Annotated in this window: 18 protein-coding genes; 4 read left to right on the plus strand and 14 right to left on the minus strand. The window is 62.0% G+C overall.

Going from position 1 to position 16,681, the window contains the following annotated elements; all coding sequences use genetic code 11:
- Positions 1–92 precede the first annotated feature (92 nt).
- The 3 genes from QMK32_RS16180 (at position 93) to mycP (ending at position 4,175) form a co-directional block, all read left to right on the plus strand.
- Positions 93–1,082, plus strand: a complete 990-nt coding sequence (locus tag QMK32_RS16180) for an LLM class flavin-dependent oxidoreductase (protein WP_283476095.1) — start codon at positions 93–95, stop codon at positions 1,080–1,082.
- Positions 1,083–1,218: 136 nt separating this feature from the next.
- The gene (gene eccD, locus QMK32_RS16185) at positions 1,219–2,730 is read left to right on the plus strand and encodes a type VII secretion integral membrane protein EccD (protein WP_283476096.1); all 1,512 of its coding nucleotides are present in this window, start codon (positions 1,219–1,221) and stop codon (positions 2,728–2,730) included.
- 5 nt (positions 2,731–2,735) lie between these two features.
- Complete coding sequence (gene mycP / locus QMK32_RS16190) at positions 2,736–4,175, plus strand: type VII secretion-associated serine protease mycosin (RefSeq protein WP_283476154.1); 1,440 nt, start codon at positions 2,736–2,738, stop codon at positions 4,173–4,175.
- On the opposite strand, the gene eccB is transcribed toward mycP, so the two are convergent.
- Positions 4,124–5,575, minus strand: a complete 1,452-nt coding sequence (eccB, locus tag QMK32_RS16195) for a type VII secretion protein EccB (protein WP_283476156.1) — start codon at positions 5,573–5,575, stop codon at positions 4,124–4,126. The genes mycP and eccB overlap by 52 nt on opposite strands.
- A gap of 262 nt (positions 5,576–5,837) precedes the next feature.
- Between eccB and eccE the strand changes: the two genes are divergently transcribed.
- Complete coding sequence (eccE, locus tag QMK32_RS16200; protein WP_283476097.1) at positions 5,838–7,523, plus strand: type VII secretion protein EccE; 1,686 nt, start codon at positions 5,838–5,840, stop codon at positions 7,521–7,523.
- Here the strand turns inward: eccE and QMK32_RS16205 are convergent.
- The 13 genes from QMK32_RS16205 to rplO form a co-directional block, all read right to left on the minus strand.
- Positions 7,493–8,050, minus strand: a complete 558-nt coding sequence (locus QMK32_RS16205; protein WP_283476157.1) for an NADPH-dependent FMN reductase — start codon at positions 8,048–8,050, stop codon at positions 7,493–7,495. The genes eccE and QMK32_RS16205 overlap by 31 nt on opposite strands.
- A 51-nt stretch (positions 8,051–8,101) precedes the next feature.
- Positions 8,102–8,992, minus strand: a complete 891-nt coding sequence (gene truA, locus QMK32_RS16210) for a tRNA pseudouridine(38-40) synthase TruA (RefSeq protein WP_283476098.1) — start codon at positions 8,990–8,992, stop codon at positions 8,102–8,104.
- Positions 8,993–8,997: 5 nt separating this feature from the next.
- Positions 8,998–9,588, minus strand: a complete 591-nt coding sequence (rplQ, locus tag QMK32_RS16215) for a 50S ribosomal protein L17 (protein WP_269302977.1) — start codon at positions 9,586–9,588, stop codon at positions 8,998–9,000.
- A 34-nt stretch (positions 9,589–9,622) separates the two neighbouring features.
- Positions 9,623–10,687, minus strand: coding sequence for a DNA-directed RNA polymerase subunit alpha (locus QMK32_RS16220; RefSeq protein WP_084348463.1), 1,065 nt, complete (start codon positions 10,685–10,687; stop codon positions 9,623–9,625).
- Positions 10,688–10,784: 97 nt separating this feature from the next.
- Positions 10,785–11,390, minus strand: coding sequence for a 30S ribosomal protein S4 (rpsD, locus tag QMK32_RS16225; protein ID WP_084348464.1), 606 nt, complete (start codon positions 11,388–11,390; stop codon positions 10,785–10,787).
- 21 nt (positions 11,391–11,411) lie between these two features.
- Positions 11,412–11,825, minus strand: a complete 414-nt coding sequence (gene rpsK, locus QMK32_RS16230; protein WP_084348465.1) for a 30S ribosomal protein S11 — start codon at positions 11,823–11,825, stop codon at positions 11,412–11,414.
- Positions 11,825–12,199: a 30S ribosomal protein S13 gene (gene rpsM, locus QMK32_RS16235; RefSeq protein ID WP_283476102.1), complete on the minus strand. Its 375-nt coding sequence runs from the start codon at positions 12,197–12,199 to the stop codon at positions 11,825–11,827. Before rpsM ends, rpsK begins: the two co-directional genes overlap by 1 nt.
- A 215-nt stretch (positions 12,200–12,414) precedes the next feature.
- Positions 12,415–12,528 carry a 50S ribosomal protein L36 gene (rpmJ, locus tag QMK32_RS16240; RefSeq protein ID WP_136172438.1) on the minus strand — a complete coding sequence of 38 codons (114 nt, stop codon included), beginning with the start codon at positions 12,526–12,528 and terminating at the stop codon, positions 12,415–12,417.
- Between the two features lie 107 nt (positions 12,529–12,635).
- Positions 12,636–12,857 carry a translation initiation factor IF-1 gene (infA, locus tag QMK32_RS16245; RefSeq protein ID WP_005140011.1) on the minus strand — a complete coding sequence of 74 codons (222 nt, stop codon included), beginning with the start codon at positions 12,855–12,857 and terminating at the stop codon, positions 12,636–12,638.
- 415 nt (positions 12,858–13,272) lie between these two features.
- Positions 13,273–14,067: a type I methionyl aminopeptidase gene (gene map / locus QMK32_RS16250; protein WP_283476103.1), complete on the minus strand. Its 795-nt coding sequence runs from the start codon at positions 14,065–14,067 to the stop codon at positions 13,273–13,275.
- Positions 14,067–14,621, minus strand: coding sequence for an adenylate kinase (locus tag QMK32_RS16255; protein WP_186627021.1), 555 nt, complete (start codon positions 14,619–14,621; stop codon positions 14,067–14,069). Before QMK32_RS16255 ends, map begins: the two co-directional genes overlap by 1 nt.
- Positions 14,618–15,940 (minus strand): preprotein translocase subunit SecY, encoded by a 1,323-nt coding sequence (gene secY / locus QMK32_RS16260; RefSeq protein WP_186627185.1) that lies wholly within the window; start codon positions 15,938–15,940, stop codon positions 14,618–14,620. The genes QMK32_RS16255 and secY overlap by 4 nt, the downstream gene beginning before the upstream one ends.
- A 295-nt stretch (positions 15,941–16,235) precedes the next feature.
- Positions 16,236–16,679: a 50S ribosomal protein L15 gene (gene rplO / locus QMK32_RS16265; RefSeq protein WP_269302968.1), complete on the minus strand. Its 444-nt coding sequence runs from the start codon at positions 16,677–16,679 to the stop codon at positions 16,236–16,238.
- Positions 16,680–16,681: the final 2 nt, after the last annotated feature.

A 16,681-nucleotide genomic window follows, 5' to 3' on the forward strand; every position in this document is an offset into this window, starting at 1 on the left:
GCACGGTTGATTACCGGAGGAAGTGAGTACTCACACTCTTACCGGTGTGTCACTTCGCACTCGAGCTCCTCCGCGAAAGGCAGGCGTACACCGTGTCCGTTCCACTCTCGATTCTCGATTTGGCCTTCATCGGCGAAGGCGAGAGCGTCAAAGACAGTTTCGACGCCAGCGTGGAGCTCGCGCAGCGAGCCGAAGAATGGGGCTACCAACGCATTTGGTATGCCGAGCACCACAACATGACCACGATCGCCTCGTCGGCGACCAGCGTTCTGATCGGACACGTGGCTGCGAACACCAGCCGTATTCGGTTGGGATCCGGCGGCGTGATGCTGCCCAACCACGCCCCGCTGACCATCGCAGAACAGTTCGGCACGCTGGCCACTCTGCACCCGGACCGGATCGATCTCGGTCTCGGACGTGCACCCGGCAGCGACCAGGCCACCATGCGCGCGATGCGCCGCGACCCGTCGTCGGCCGAGCGATTCCCACAAGATGTGCAAGAGCTGCAGGCATACCTGTCGGACGAATCGTTGATTCCCGGAGTGCGCGCTACCCCGGGAGCGGGGACACACGTGCCCCTCTACATTCTTGGTTCTTCACTTTTCGGCGCCCAGCTCGCCGCCGCACTCGGCCTCCCTTTCGCGTTCGCCTCGCACTTCGCACCCGACGCACTCGAGCAGGCCGTCTCAATTTATCGACGTGACTTCAAGCCGTCGGCGCAGTTGGAAGCACCACACGTGATCGCCGGCCTCAACGTCATCGCTGCGGATACCGACGAGGACGCTCAGCGACAATTCCTCGCCACCAAGCGAAGCCGAGTGAGCCTGCTCCTCGGCCGCGGGCGCAAGTTCACCGACGAAGAAGCCGATATGTTGCTCGATTCGCCCCAAGGACGCCAGATCAACCAAATGACGACATATTCGGCTGTGGGTACGCCCGAGGTAGTTCGTGAGTACTTGGACGGATTCGCGCGCCACGCGAACGCCGACGAGCTGATCGTTGCCTCCGGCGTCGTGGATCGACAGTCGTGGTTGCGCTCGTTCGAGCTCCTCGCCGATGTCAGCGAACTGGCCCCCGTCTGATCTCGGCTCCAGGCCTGAGCTTCGTTCGCGGTAGCTGATACACCCTCGACGACAATGGGACGGTACACTCTCTCGCTGCCGGCATTCGTGCGGAATGCAGCGGTGATTTGCCGTAATCAATTCCGGGGGGAACTTGATGACAGGGAACCTTGTCGAGCCCGTCGACCACACCGGTCTTCGCGTCACGGGTGGGGAGCGTCGCCGCTCGGTCGGCACGTCCGCGCCCATAGCGCCGATGGAGCTGTGCCGATTGACGATTCTTGCCCGGGCGGTGCAAGTGGACATGGCCCTTCCCACCGATGTGCCGATCGCGTTGCTGATCCCGGGGATCGTGGATCTGGCCGGGAGCCGAGCAGTGAGCGGCGAGGCTACGGACACCGAGAGCCGTCGGCCGGCGTCGTGGGTTCTTTCCAGAGTCGGTCAACGGCCGCTCGAGGCAACACGGACACTGAGCGACGCGCTTGTCCGCGACGGTGAACTCCTGGTCCTCGGCGATGCCGAATCTCCCGCACCGTCACCGCTTTTCGACGACCTGATGCATGCCGTTGCATTGTCGGGAGCTACCGAGAGTCGACTGTGGACGCCCCGGACTGCGCAGTCGGTCGGGTTCGGTATCGTCGCCGTCGCACTGCTGATTGCCTGTTTCGGTCTTCTTCGAGAGCCGTTGTCGCAAGGTCCGCGTTACACCGCGGATATCTTCCTCGGTGTCGCAGCTGCATTCGTCGGACTGCTGTTCTTGGTCGCCGGCTCGATAGTCGGACGTGCCTACTCGGACGAGCGAACCGGAGTCTTCTTGTCGGGATGCGCTCTGCCACTGGTGTTCACCTCGGGTGTGCTTTTCGTGCCAGGTGCGCTGGGCGGTGCGCATCTGATGCTCGGCGCCGCGGTCGCGGGAGCCGTCGCGATACTTGCCCTCCGCCTCGGTGGACACGGCGAGGCATTGTTCACCGGTATCGCTGCGCTTTCGGGCATTGCTGTTTCAGCTTCTGCGGTAATGCTGTTCGGTTCTCTTTCACCATCCGCAGTCGGTGCCGGCGCCACCGCAGTGGCGTTGTTGGGGCTTGCCGTTGCGCCGAGGATGTCGATGATGCAGGCGCGAATGCCACTGCCTCCGGTGCCGACCGCTGGTGCATCGCTCGACGGAGAGGGCGAAGCGGATTCGAATCCCTTCCACGATCTGGAGGACGTGTCACGCACTGCGCGTAGCTACCTGACCGGCTTTGTTTGCGCTTGTTCGGCTGCCGCGACCGCCGGGGCGCTATGTTCAGCATTTGTTGGCCACCCGATTTCCGAGATCTATTGGCCAGGAGTCGTCCTGGCGTTGCTCACTGCGTTCGTACTCGTCCTTCGCGGTCGCACTTTCGCGGAACTCGACCATGCAGTCCCTGTTGTTGCTGCCGGATCGTTCATCGTTCTCGCGGTGTCGACGGCATCGGTGTTTGGCATTCCCGATCGACCGATCACACCCTTCGCGGCTGCCATCGGTGTCTCTGTCATCGCACTCCTCTTCGGATCGTTCGTTCCCCAACGCGAATATTCACCGGTGCTCCGGCGCACCGGAGAACTAGTCGAGTACGCGGCGATCGCTGCGATCGTTCCCATAGTCTGCTGGGTCTGTGGCCTGTACGCGGCGATGCGCGGATTGTGAAAGCGCTGACGCCTCGGACGACGGGTGCGATCGGTGTCGCGGTCGTCGTAGCTGCGTCCTTTCTCGGTGGCGGAGCGGCATCCGCGGACAGGCCGTTCGTCGACCCCGCGCTACTCCCCGAACCGGCTCCGCCTGCGCCACCGGAACCCACCGAGCAACGAAATCTCTGTGTGCCCGCTTCGCCAACCCCGGACGGCCCCGCCGTGCCCGATGCACAGGGCGTACTCGATTTCCGTGCCGTGTGGCCGATCACTCGTGGTGCTGGTCAAATAGTCGCTGTCATCGATACCGGCGTCTCACCACACCCTCGACTACCCGGCCTCCGGCCGGGAGGGGACTATGTATTTGCCGGCGACGGGTTGTCGGACTGCGATGCGCACGGAACCTTGGTGGCGGGACTCATCGCTGCACAGACTGTCCCGGGCAGCGGTTTCGCCGGTGGAGCTCCCGACGCCCTAATCCTGTCGATACGTCAGTCCAGCAACGCATTTCAACGTGAAAGAACTGCAGAGGACGAGGAGGCGGAGACACCAGCAGACAACGCGTCCGGATATGGCAACGTCATGACGATGGCGCAGGCCGTGCGTACCGCCGCAGATTCCGGCGCTTCCGTCATCAATATCTCCGAGGTCGCGTGCGTTCCGAGCGGTAGGGGGATCGCCGACGGGCCCCTCGGCGCGGCGATCGACTATGCCGCTCGTATCCGCAACGTAGTTGTCGTCGCGGCCGCCGGCAACACCGGTGGTAGCGGTGAAGCCCAATGTCGCAGTCAAAACCCTCCACCCGATCCAGCCGATCCCGATGCCGAGCAATGGGATCGAATCGCGACCATCGCCACCCCTGCGTGGTTCGACGAGCAGGTACTGACCGTCGGCTCGGTCGACCCGGACGGCCGACCCTCTGCCTTCACCCTCGGTGGACCCTGGGTGGACGTAGCAGCGCCGGGTACCTCGATGACCTCACTGTCTCCGACTGGCAGCGGGTTGACCAACGGCACGGTCGACGGGCAGGGCAATACTGTGCCTATTCAGGGCACCAGCTTCGCTGCTCCCCTCGTCTCCGCGGTAGCGGCACTGATTCGGGCTCACCGACCCGAGCTGACCGCAATGCAAGTAATCGAACGTATCGAGGCCACAGCACACAAGCCCGCAGATGGCTGGAATCCGCTGATCGGTCACGGAATCGTCGATCCACTGGCGGCCGTAACCGCACAGGTAGATGGAATCCCTTCGGCAGCCGCGGTGGACCCGGTGTCGATGCAGGCGCCCGTCGTACCCGACCCGCCGGATCTTCGGCCGCGGTCGGTTGCTACGACGGGATCCATCCTCGTGGGGGTCGTACTCCTACTGGGGTTGGGGATCGCGATGCCACTCCGGCGCCGAAACCTCAGCAGTCACCCCGCCGGGAGTCTCGCCGCATCGGGATCGGGCCCGACACCGTCGTGAGCAGTCAGTGCCGCGGCACGACTCAATGTGGGCCCAGTGCCTAATAATTGGACGATCTGCCACGGAGCAGGGGCAGGAACACCGAGACCCAGCGCATCGACAGCATCGACGTCGGGCACGCCGAACCGAACTCCGGTATCGGCAACGAAGAACGACGCGTCCTGTCGCACGCTCGCCGGTTCGATGCCTGTGGTCTGCACGAAACCACCACTGCCAGGCTCGAGGTAGACCTCATCGGCCGCCACTCCTCCCCCGTCTGCCTGCGCAAGTCGCACCGGACGCGCCGAGTCGACGAGAGGAAGAGTGCGCCCTGCCGACATGACCAGCTGCGCAGTAGGACCACCGTCGGGGGCAGCCTGAGGAATCCACGTGAGGCATCCGACCGGTTCGGCGGCTGTATCCACGATCTTCGGGGCCACCCGCGGAAACATCTCGACCGGCAGCCCCGTCACCGTCGGCGCCGAAGGCAACACGTCGGGGTTCAGGGAATCGATCTCGGGGCTGCCCTGCGAATCGGCAAACTTGATCAGCTGCGCCGTCGACTCCGTGATCGCTTGGATGCCGTCTTCCAACACGACGTAGTACCGAACGTCGACGCCCGATACCTTCACGACCGAACCGATCGTCTTCCCCGCAATCGGGTAGGTCGGAATCTCGCCTGCACGCATGATCGCCGGTGGCACGATCGCTGGAACAACAGGAACAGCATTCGCAAGTCCGTCACTGACACTCGACGGCCGCGCTCCCTCCAGCCCGAGTGCGCGCACGACCGAGCGATCGCCCAGATCGATCCGTGCTCGGACGCCGTCGTACACCAGGTACGTTCCGTTCGTCGTGCTCCAGAGGAAGGCTTCGGCGTCGTCGAGTGGACCGATTCGGTCGTCGTAGTGCGGATCCCCCACCACTACGGTCGTACCGGCGACGGCACCCGTGGAGTCGAGTGTGTCGCACACGGTCCACGACTCCGGCGAGCCGGACTCCTCAGGTGGCAGGCTCGACGGCGCTCCGGGTATCCCCACCAGCGAACCCCGATCGAGTGCGGCCAGCTCGGATTCCTTCACGATCACCGGGTTGTCCGGACTACCGACGATCAACCGCGCCGAGGCAAGATTCAGAACCGGATGAAACGCTTCATCCACTCGGACGAACATTGCACCCGAGTCCTTCCCCACCGCGATCGTCGCGTCGCCGATCTTGTCCTGGGGCCGAAGCAATGCCAACGCCGCGCATCCGGCCAGACCCAGACACGCCACCACGAGGCCTACTGCCAAAGCCCTCGATTGTGAGCGCATCGGATCGTGCAGCATGCGCACATCGCGACGCACCAAGGCGTGTTCCATCCGTCGGACGAGAAATCGATACCCGCCGACCTGCCACTTGGTTGTGGGCGTTGCCGCCACGAGACCCCCCTGCTGCGCTGCGGGCTCGATCCCCATACGAGCCCTTCCCGCGCGAAAGACTACAGCCCCTAGGCCAAGCGAAGGTCCTCTGTGCCCGTGGCACCTGACGAGGGCAGCGCGCAGGAAGACCCGGTACAGTCTCGAACACGAGTCGACGAGCTGCTCCGCTTCTCGACTACGTGACCTTCGGGGGGAGGAAAAGTAAATCTTGTCTGCGCCAACACGTTCTCATGGCAGTTCTGGGTCGGGTGACAACCGTCAGATGCCCGCGCGTTCCTCGATGTACTTCGTGTCGCTGCGCATTCCCAGGATCGCCAGATTGGTCGCACTCGAGTCGGTCCTTGCTGTCGGCGTGGCGATCGCGGTGGCGTTCGACGCCTCGCTTGCCGTAATCGTGTCCGTCGCCGCACCCGCAACGACAGTTCCATTTCTGGTGATCGCCGGGCGACCGGTCCTCGACTGGGCTACCACGGCGTCTCGTTACACATCGCGCACGATATCGAATCCCGGTGTTACACGAGACTATTCAGAAGACGATGGCCGAGCAGCCGGAATTCACTGGCGAGGTGGAACCGTATCGTGTGTTCTCGAACTACACCCTCCCAGTGCGGCGATGACAAGGCTCGGCCGTGCGGAAGCATCCACCGATACCGGACTCGACCTCCCCGCACTGGCAGAGTGTCTTTCTCAGCACGATATTTCCGTGAGCAGCATCGACATCGTCTCTCACGGTATGCGAACAGCGTCGGGTACACCGGCAACCGACGTCTACGAACGGTTGATCGGGCCGCTTCCAGCAGTGGCGACGCGCACTGTATGGGTCACCGTCACGCTGAATATCTCACACAATCGTGATGCGATCGACGCGCGCGGAAGCGGACGACTGGGGGCATCGCGTGCTGTGTGGGTCGCATCGGAACGAGTCGCTCGCGCCCTCGAAAAGAGGGGAATCAGTTCGAGGATACTGGTGCGCAGCGAGATTCAGTCGACGGCTTCCCATATGTGTCGGGGTGTCGCCGCCAACCGTCTGACCGAGAACTGGCGATCCGCACCACTTCCTGGCGTGATCGACACCGGATTCGGGTTCGACTGTCGCACCATCGATACCACTGTCCTGACCCAGTTGTGGGCAATTCCGTCACTGTCGACAACGATCGCGTTTCGCCTGACCCCGGGTTCGAGCGCCGACCGTGTGCGCATCAGTGGCGCATGCCGTTTCGTGAACCGGGGGGCCACTCCCCGACCCGACATACCGGGCGCGGTATCGATGAACGGGCGCCACCGTGAAGCGTTGATTGCGTCGCTCCCACTCGCAATCTTCGCTCGTGGCCATGCAGAACCAATCCGAGACCTTCCTTACGACAGTGTCGAGCGCCTGGACATTCCGATCTCCGGGTGCGGCCAGCTTCTCGGGTCGGACACTGCAGGCCATGGCGTGGCAGCACGGGTACATGGAAAAGGCATCGACACCGTACTGGTGGCAGGCGAACTGTACTTGGCTCAGCAACTCGTATTTCGCGCACTGTCGACCGGCGCACACGTTCTGATCAGGTCCGATCGACCACACGCTTGGGGCCCACTCGTCGACTCGATCGCGACGCCGGACAGGCTACTCATCGACGGCGGCCCACACCGAGCCACAGGAGGATTCGACGTACTCGTGCAGGACTTCGCCGACGCCGTCGTGGTGCCCGCGCGCTCGCGACCCAACGGCACCACGGTGATGACCGTGACCGAACGTCCACCTCGCGAACCGATGTCGGATCCCGACCTTTCCATCATCCAACCCGGCGCCGCAGGTGACCGCATCATGGTTCGCGCCGGTCGAAACGAAACCGAGCTGACGCTCGTGACGATTTCCCAGGAAACCGCGTTCATCGGCAGGCCCCGCAGCGTGCGAAGCGCTGCCGATCTCACTCAACCCGGATACGGAAACGCTTTCGATTGAACTTTCGATGCCGTTGCCCACCAATGCAATTGGCCCAACATACGGCCGGCAGCATCGACTGCAGCACTGTCGTCGGTATGACCGTTCTCATCGAACGCGGCGCGTACCCGGTGAAAGCCGACACTGTCGCGGACCGACACCATGTGCAGCTCTGCCGCCACCTGACGCAGTTGCTCCGTTGCGCGCAGTCCACCACCGAGTCCGCCGTACGACACGAATCCGATGGGCTTGCCCCGCCACTGATACTTCACGGTATCGAGTGCCGTCTTGAGGGAAGAAGGATACCCATGGTTGTACTCCGGCGTAACTACCACCACCGCGTCGACCGCACCGATCGCCGCAGCGAACGCCTCCCCTGCAGGAGACGGCGACAAGTCCGCGGGGAGCGCTGCATCCATCAGGTCGATCTTCGTAGCCACGACGTCGCTGCGCTCCGAAACGGTCCGCAAGAACCAATCAGCAACGACGGGCCCGAAGCGTCCTGGCCGGACACTGGCTAGGACGACGGCAAGTCCGATCGGGTCCATGGTCACTGTGAAAGTCTAGTAGCCCGGTCCCACCATCAACCGACCGATCGGCTAACAGCACCCGCCAGGCTGGGTGATGGCCGAGCGAACTTCGCGTGTCGCCCGGTTCCGCGCGACGAGCTCACCCTCGGCAGGATAATCGACCGCCATCAGCGACAGTCCGTGTGCAGGCGCAACTGTCACTTCACTCGACCGCGATCGCGTATTCAGAAGCGCCTCGGTCCACTCCGGAGTACGACGACCTTCACCCACTGCCTGCATTGCTCCTACGAGACTGCGAACCATGGACCAGCAGAACGCGTCGGCACTGACGTATGCACTGACGCGCTCTCCGGTGCGTTCCCAGTCGAATCGTTGGAGCTCGCGGACGGTGGTGGCGCCATCCCTACGCTTACAGAAGGCCGCGAAATCATGCAGGCCCAACAACCTCGACGATGCATCGCGGATCGCATCGAGATCGATCTCTCGCGCCCATCCCACCACACCTCGCACTTCGAGTGGGTCGACTCCGTAGCGAGCGGTACTGAACCTATATTCGTAGTGCCGGCGAAGCGCGGAGAAGCGCGCATCGAAATCTTCCGACACGACCGAGATCGCCTTCACCCGAACATCGGTGGGTAAGAACCTCGCCATCCGGCGTACCAAACGCTCCGGCTCGTCGATTCCTCCGACCACATCGAAGTGTGCGACTTGCCCGAAAGCGTGCACACCGGCGTCGGTACGGCCCGCGACCGTCAGCTCGATTCGCTGCCTCAGCACGGTCGAAAATGCGTCTTCCAGTACTCCGCACACAGTCCTGATGCCGGGCTGTCGGGCCCAGCCGGAGAAATCCGTACCGTCGTACGCAATGTCCAGGCGAAGACGAGCAGCCGACCGCAAAGAAGCGGACCCGCCATCCCCGGAAGGAATGGCGGGCCCGCTTCGATCGTGCGATGAGGTCAAGGGAACTAGTCCTTCTTGCCCTGTGTTTCAGTCGACACGGCCTCGGCATCAGCGGCGTCCGACGCGTGAGCGTCGTTGTCCTCGATGCCTTCGACTACAGCTTCGGCGTTCTCGACCTCGGCCTCGGTCGCGTCGGCTTCGACAGCCTCTACGACGTTGTCGGCGGCAGGTGCCTCCGCAGCTGGAGCAACCTGCGAAGCCTTCACGCGACGAGCGCGATCTGCTTCGTTGGACACCGTCTGCTCGTTGACGAGCTCGATGATGGCCATCGGCGAGTTGTCCCCCTTGCGGGGAACTGTCTTGATGATGCGCGTGTAGCCACCGTCGCGATCGGCGAAAAACGGCCCGATCTCGGCAAAGAGCTTATGAACGACATCTTTGTTGTTGATGATCTTGAGGACCTCACGACGATGAGCGAGATCGCCATGCTTTGCATGGGTCACAAGCTTCTCGGCGTGGGGACGAAGGCGCTTGGCCTTCGACTCGGTGGTGGTGATGCGGCCGTGCTCGAAGAGTGCCGTCGCGAGGTTGGCCAGGATGGCCTTCTGGTGCGACGCCGACCCGCCGAGACGGCGGCCCTTGGTGGGCTTGGGCATGTTGAATCTCCTAGTAAGAGCTCCAGCGAGCTGGTTACAGCTGTTCTGTCTCGGCGTAGTCCTGCTCGGCGCCTTCGCTTTCAGCGAAGGATCCGGCGTCGGTGTCGCTCCACGTACCCGTGGTGGCGTCGTATCCGGGCACGGTCGTCGGATCGAAGGACGCGGGGCTGTCCTTGAGTGAAAGACCAAGCGAGTGCAGCTTGACCTTCACCTCGTCGATGGACTTCTGTCCGAAGTTACGAATGTCCAGCAGATCGGACTCGGTACGACCAACCAGCTCGCCGACGGTGTGAACACCTTCGCGCTTGAGGCAGTTGTAGGAACGGACCGTGAGGTCCAGATCCTCGATTGGGAGTCCGAAGGATGCAATGTGATCGGCCTCGGCGGGCGAGGGTCCGATCTCGATTCCTTCTGCTTCGACGTTCAGCTCACGGGCGAGGCCGAAGAGCTCAACCAGGGTCTTGCCCGCCGAAGCGAGCGCGTCCCGCGCGGTGATGGAGTTTTTGGTCTCCACGTCGAGAACGAGCCGATCGAAGTCGGTGCGCTGTTCGACGCGAGTGGCCTCCACCTTGTACGTGACCTTGAGCACGGGCGAGTAGATCGAGTCGACCGGAATACGGCCGATCTCGGCGCCTGATGCCTTGTTCTGGACGGCAGGGACATAGCCACGACCGCGCTCGACTACGAGCTCGATCTCCAGCTTGCCTTTGTCGTTCAAAGTCGCGATATGCAGATCCGGATTGTTCACCGTGACGCCGGCCGGAGGAACGATGTCGCCTGCGGTGACAGCGCCTGGGCCCTGCTTGCGGACGTACATGGTGACCGGCTCGTCCTCTTCGGAGCTCACGACGAGTCCCTTGAGGTTCAGGATGATGTCGGTGACGTCTTCCTTTACTCCCGGAACAGTAGTGAACTCGTGGAGGACGCCGTCGATACGGATGCTGGTGACAGCAGCGCCGGGGATCGACGACAACAGGGTACGACGGAGCGAGTTGCCGAGTGTGTAACCGAAGCCAGGCTCGAGCGGCTCGATGACGAATTTCGAGCGGTTGTCGGCGATGACCTCTTCGGTCAGCGTCGGGCGCTGTGAAATGAGCATTGTGTGTTCCTCCTGTACGGACGTCCGCTATTTGACGTCCAGGTATGGAGACGCACACGCATGTGAACTTGTCGAAAGCTCACATGCGTGGTGCGTCTTACTTCGAGTAGAACTCGACGATGAGCTGCTCCTGGAGCGGCACATCGATCTGTGCGCGCTCCGGCACCCGGTGAACGAGGATGCGAAGACGGTTCGGAACTACCTGCAACCATGCGGCCACCGGACGATCCCCGTAGCTCTCACGAGCGATCTGGATCGGCAGTGTCTGCGCGGACTTCTCGCGGACATCGATGATGTCGTACTGCGAGACGCGGTAGCTGGGGATGTCCACTCGCTTGTTGTTCACAAGGAAGTGACCGTGTGTGACCAGCTGGCGTGCCTGACGGCGCGTGCGTGCCAGACCGGCGCGGTACACGACGTTGTCGAGACGCGTCTCCAGGATTGTCAACAAGTTCTCACCGGTTTTGCCGGGGCGACGGTTGGCTTCCTTGTAGTAGAGACGGAACTGCTTCTCCATGACGCCGTAGGTGAAGCGAGCCTTCTGCTTCTCCTGCAGCTGGAGCAGGTACTCGCTCTCCTTGATCCGCGCACGGCCGTGCTGGCCGGGCGGGTAGGGACGACGCTCGAACGCCTGGTCGCCTCCAACAAGGTCAACGCGCAGACGACGAGACTTGCGGGTGATAGGACCGGTATAACGTGCCATTTTCTAAACCTTTCCTTCCCGCTAGACCCGACGCCGCTTCGGCGGACGGCAACCGTTGTGCGGCTGGGGGGTGACATCGGAGATGGTGCCGACCTCCAGGCCTGCGGCCTGAAGCGAACGAATAGCGGTCTCACGGCCGGAGCCTGGACCCTTGACGAACACGTCGACCTTCTTGACACCGTGTTCTTGCGCCTTGCGAGCAGCACTTTCGGCTGCAAGCTGGGCCGCGAACGGCGTCGACTTACGCGAGCCCTTGAAGCCCACGTGACCCGAGGACGCCCAGGAGATGACGTTGCCTGCGGGGTCAGTGATCGAGACGATCGTGTTGTTGAACGTGCTCTTGATGTGAGCAGATCCGTGCGGGACGTTCTTCTTGTCCCTCCGACGCGTCTTCTGTGTCTTCTTGGGACCTGTACCGCGTGCTTTAGGGGGCATTACTTCGCCTTCTTCTTGCCGGCAATGGTGCGCTTGGGGCCCTTGTGGGTGCGCGCATTGGTCTTGGTGCGCTGTCCTCGGACGGGCAGACCACGACGGTGGCGAAGGCCCTGGTAGCAGCCGATTTCGATCTTGCGACGAATGTCGGCCTGAACCTCGCGGCGGAGGTCGCCCTCGACCTTGAGGGACTCCTCGATGTACTCGCGGAGCTTGCCCAGATCTTCATCGGACAGGTCCTTGCTGCGCAGGTCGGGACTGACCCCTGTCGCAACCAGGATTTCCTTGGAACGGGTACGGCCAACGCCGTAAATGTATGTCAGTGCGATCTCCATGCGCTTTTCGCGCGGAAGATCCACACCTGCGAGACGTGCCATGTGGCAATCCTTTTCGTGTCCGGAGGTCTGCTCCCAGTCCGTCCCCTGTGCCTCTGTACTGCCGAAAACAGATCCTTCTCGAAGCAACCGTCTTCTTAAAACTCAGTGGGGCCCCGGCCTCCGTGCCGGGGGTATGCCGCGACGCATGTGTCGCGGTTGGTGCTGGGAGGTCATCTTCTAGCTATGTGCCAAGCAGAAAGCGAAGTGCTCGGTGGTTATCCCTGACGCTGCTTGTGACGCAGGTTGTCGCAGATCACCATGACTCGCCCGTTACGGCGAATCACCTTGCATTTTTCGCAGATCTTCTTGACGCTTGGATGAACCTTCACGTCGTTGATCTCCTGTGTGTAGCTCGTGCGCACCAGGCCGTTCGCAAAGAACGAAACCGACACGTTCGAGCATGGTTCTCTTCGACCGGACCTGGCCGAAGAAGCTCTTACTTGTAGCGGTAAACGATGCGCCCACGCGTGAGGTCATATGGAGATAGCTCCACTACGACGCGATCCTCGGGAAGGATACGGATGTAGTGCTGCCGCATCTTTCCACTGATGTGTGCGAGTACTTTGTGGCCGTTCTCGAGCTCGATGCGAAACATCGCATTGGGCAAGGGTTCGACAACTCGGCCCTCTACCTCGATGGCGCCGTCTTTCTTTGCCATATCCTCCGCGTCCCTGGCTTTGTACACCTGGTTGATTGCATATGTGATTCGTCTACCGTGATGCTCGCGCCGCCGCCCAGCCGAAGCCGGCGACTTCAACCTTCAGAACCGGCAACATCCATTGCGCGAGCAGCAATTTCTATCGTCTGAGCTGGCAGTATCGGCCGGTCGAACGTTCGCCCACTTGCGTAGGCATGCGAGCAACCGGCGCGCATGGCGCACCGTCGATCAATGTTACCGGCAAACCCTCACCAGGCCAAATGAGGTCAACCGCGAGTGAACGAAAGACGGGCAATTCGTCCACATGAGCGTTGATATGCCGCACACGGAACGCTGTGGAATCGAGACGCCGATCACCTGAGATCAGCTCGGCGAACGCCGAGCGACAGAACTACGACACCGCAGCCGAAACGTTTCAGGGGCGCAGAGTCAGGATCCGGGGACCATCGTCTGTGACCGCGACAGTGTGCTCCCAGTGCGCTGCTCGCGAGCCGTCGGTTGTTACGACTGTCCAGTCATCCGACAGGATCTCGGTCTCGTAGGTGCCGAGTGTGAGCATCGGCTCGATCGCCAAGGTCGACCCCACTACCAGCTCAGGCCCCTTGCCCGGAGCTCCCTCGTTCGCCAGGAACGGGTCCATGTGCATTTCACGACCGATGCCGTGACCGCCGTAACCGTCGACAATTCCATAAGCGCGACCGTGAGCCTTTTCCGCCGCGCGTGTTCCGTTTTCAATAGCATGCGAAATGTCGGTGAGCCGATTGCCTGGGAGCATCGCCGCAATTCCAGCTTCCATCGACAGCCGCGTCGCTTCGCTGAGCAACGCGTCGGCCTCGATGATGTCTCCGATACCGAACGTCCACGCAGAGTCCCCGTGCCAACCATCGAGAACTGCACCGCAGTCGATCGAGATCAGATCTCCGACAACGAGGATGTCCTCGGCCGACGGGATTCCGTGCACGACTCGGTCATTGACGGACGAGCAGATGCTTCCGGTGAACCCGTGGTATCCCAGAAAGGAAGGGACCGCACCGGCGTCGCGAATGACGGCCTCGGCCACCCTGTCCAATTCGAGGGTCGACACTCCAGGCTTGGCCGCATCACGCACGGCTACCAGCGCAGAACCGACGATCGCCCCAGCTGCAGCCATGGCGTCCAACTCGCCCGCGCTGCGAAACGGCACCACCTTACGTTTACGACCGAAAGCCATCAGTTGTCGAGATCCTCTATCGCCTTCAACGCGCGTGCGCTGACTTCTTCGACCTCACCGATTGCATCGACAGTAAGGATCCGATCTTTGTAGTAGTCGAGCAGAGGCGCAGTCTCATCGCGGTAGACCTTGAGCCGGTTGCGGATGACGTCCTCTTTGTCGTCGGCGCGCCCACGCGAGAGCATGCGAGCAACTACGACGTCTTCGTCGACGATGAACGACAACACGCCATCGAGCTTTGCGCCCATATCGGCGAGGATGGTGACGAGTGACTCTGCTTGCCCCACCGAGCGCGGGAATCCGTCGAGAAGAAAGCCGTTGACGGCGTCTGGTTCGGCCAAGCGACTACGAACCATATCGACGGTCAGTTCGCTCGGTACGAGATCTCCAGCGTCGAGGTACTTCTTTGCCTCGATCCCGAGGGCGGTCTTCTCGCCGATGTTTGCGCGAAAGAGATCGCCGGTCGAAATGTGCGGTACACCCAGCTTCTCGGAAAGAATCTCGGCTTGGGTGCCCTTGCCGGCACCGGGAGGACCAAGAAGAACAAGTCTCACTTGAGGAACCCTTCGTAGTTGCGCTGCATCAGCTGACTTTCGATCTGCTTCACCGTATCGAGACCCACGCTCACCATGATCAGCACAGCGGTGCCACCGAACGGCAGGTTTTGTGCACCGCCCGAGCTCCCGATGTCGAGGAACAGGTTGGGCAGCACGGCAATGGTTCCCAGGTAGATAGCACCCGGCAACGTGATGCGGCTGAGCACGTAGTTCAGGTAGTCGGCGGTCGGCTTACCCGGTCGAATACCCGGGATGAAACCACCGAACTTCTTCATCTCATCCGCGCGTTCCTCTGGATTGAACGTGATCGCGACGTAAAAATAGGTGAAGAAGACGATGAGTCCGAAGTAGATGGCGATGTAGACCGGATTAGCCGGGTTGACCAGGTACTCGTTGATGATTCGCTGCCACCAGCTCGGGTCCGTCGCCGTACTGGCAGAGGTGAGCTGCGCGATCAGGTTGGGCAGGTACAGCAGCGACGACGCGAAGATCACCGGGATGACACCAGCCTGGTTGACCTTCAACGGAAGATACGTCGATGATCCGCCGTACATCTTTCGGCCGACCATCCGCTTGGCGTACTGCACCGGAATTCGACGCTGCCCCTGCTCGACGAACACAACGCCGGCGATGATGAGTAGTGCAGCAACGCACACCAGGCCGAACACAAGGCCGCCGCGGCTGTCCAGGATGGACTTGCCTTCGGACGGGATGCGCGAGGCGATGCCTGCGAAGATCAGCAGCGACATGCCGTTTCCGACTCCGCGCTCGGTGATTACCTCGCCGAACCACATCACTACCGCAGCACCTGCGGTCATGACGAGGACGATGATGATCAGACCGAAAATGCTCTGGTCGGCGATGATGTCCTGTTGACAGCCCTGGAGTAGTTGACCGCGGGACGCGAGAGCCACCAGCCCGGTCGCCTGCAGGATCGCCAAGGCGATCGACAGGTAACGCGTGTACTGGGTCATCTTCGCTTGGCCCGACTGGCCCTCCTTGCGGAGTTCCTCGAACTTGGGGATGACGACGGTCAACAACTGCACGATGATGCTCGCCGTGATGTACGGCATGATGCCGATTGCAAACACGGACAGCTGTAGCAGCGCACCACCGGAGAACAGGTTGATCAGCGAGTAGATGCCGGCTTGATCGCCGCCTGATACCTCATCGATACACGCCTTGACGTTGGCGTAATCCACGCCTGGGGATGGGAGCGTAGCGCCGAAGCGATACAGGGCAACCAACCCGAGGGTGAAAAGGATCTTCCGTCTCAGGTCAGGAGTCCTGAGGGCCGACACGAAGGCGGAAAGCAAAGATCCTCCTGGCACGACTGCGTTGGTGGTCGGTGTCTGCGGTGCCGTTACCGGCCTCGGCGACACTCGACCATGGACTGCGAACGATAGGAATCGTCTGCATGGAAAAGCACTTCCGTGAACTCTAGAACTCTAACAGTGTGCAGCAATCGACCTATCGGTCAGTCGCCGCCCCACCCTGCCGGACAGTGTAGAGATACCGGTGAGGCAGCGATGGCCGCAGCGTTGGCCTGTGAAGGCTTGTCGCTGCGGCCATCGACACACGATGCGCTCACTCGACCAAGGTCGAATGTGGCTAGACCTCGGTTACAGAACCGCCGGCAGCGGCGATCTTTTCCTTGGCCGAACCCGTGAACTTATTGGCGGAGACATCGACCTTGACCGATATCGTGCCGTCGCCGAGCACCTTGACGGGCTCGTTTTTACGGACTGCGCCCTTGGCAATCAGATCAGCGACGCTGACCTGGCCACCCTCGGGGAAGAGCCGCTCGATGTCGCGAAGGTTTACAACCTGGAACACGACGCGGTTGGGGTTGGTGAAGCCCTTGAGCTTCGGAAGCCGCATCTGGAGAGGCATCTGCCCACCCTCGAAGCGTGCCGGCACATTCTTGCGCGCGCCGGTTCCCTTGGTACCGCGACCTGCGGTCTTACCGCGCTTGCCGCCTTCACCACGGCCGACGCGAATCTTCGTCGACTTGGATCCGGGCGCTGGGCGCAGGTGATGGAGTTTGATGGTCATGG

Origin of the sequence: Rhodococcus sp. H29-C3, from assembly GCF_030063405.1 — a bacterium.
Classification (GTDB): domain Bacteria; phylum Actinomycetota; class Actinomycetes; order Mycobacteriales; family Mycobacteriaceae; genus Rhodococcoides.

Excerpts from the sequence above, each read along its gene's own strand:
- rpsM (WP_283476102.1), bottom strand. The coding sequence starts at position 12,199 with ATGGCACGTCTCGCAGGTGTGGATCTTCCGCGCGAAAAGCGCATGGAG.
- eccE (WP_283476097.1), top strand. The coding sequence starts at position 5,838 with ATGCCCGCGCGTTCCTCGATGTACTTCGTGTCGCTGCGCATTCCCAGG.
- QMK32_RS16205 (WP_283476157.1), bottom strand. The coding sequence starts at position 8,050 with ATGGACCCGATCGGACTTGCCGTCGTCCTAGCCAGTGTCCGGCCAGGA.
- rpsK (WP_084348465.1), bottom strand. The coding sequence starts at position 11,825 with ATGCCCCCTAAAGCACGCGGTACAGGTCCCAAGAAGACACAGAAGACG.
- QMK32_RS16220 (WP_084348463.1), bottom strand. The coding sequence starts at position 10,687 with ATGCTCATTTCACAGCGCCCGACGCTGACCGAAGAGGTCATCGCCGAC.
- eccD (WP_283476096.1), top strand. The coding sequence starts at position 1,219 with ATGACAGGGAACCTTGTCGAGCCCGTCGACCACACCGGTCTTCGCGTC.
- rplO (WP_269302968.1), bottom strand. The coding sequence starts at position 16,679 with ATGACCATCAAACTCCATCACCTGCGCCCAGCGCCCGGATCCAAGTCG.
- map (WP_283476103.1), bottom strand. The coding sequence starts at position 14,067 with ATGGCTTTCGGTCGTAAACGTAAGGTGGTGCCGTTTCGCAGCGCGGGC.
- rpsD (WP_084348464.1), bottom strand. The coding sequence starts at position 11,390 with ATGGCACGTTATACCGGTCCTATCACCCGCAAGTCTCGTCGTCTGCGC.
- infA (WP_005140011.1), bottom strand. The coding sequence starts at position 12,857 with ATGGCAAAGAAAGACGGCGCCATCGAGGTAGAGGGCCGAGTTGTCGAA.
- rplQ (WP_269302977.1), bottom strand. The coding sequence starts at position 9,588 with ATGCCCAAGCCCACCAAGGGCCGCCGTCTCGGCGGGTCGGCGTCGCAC.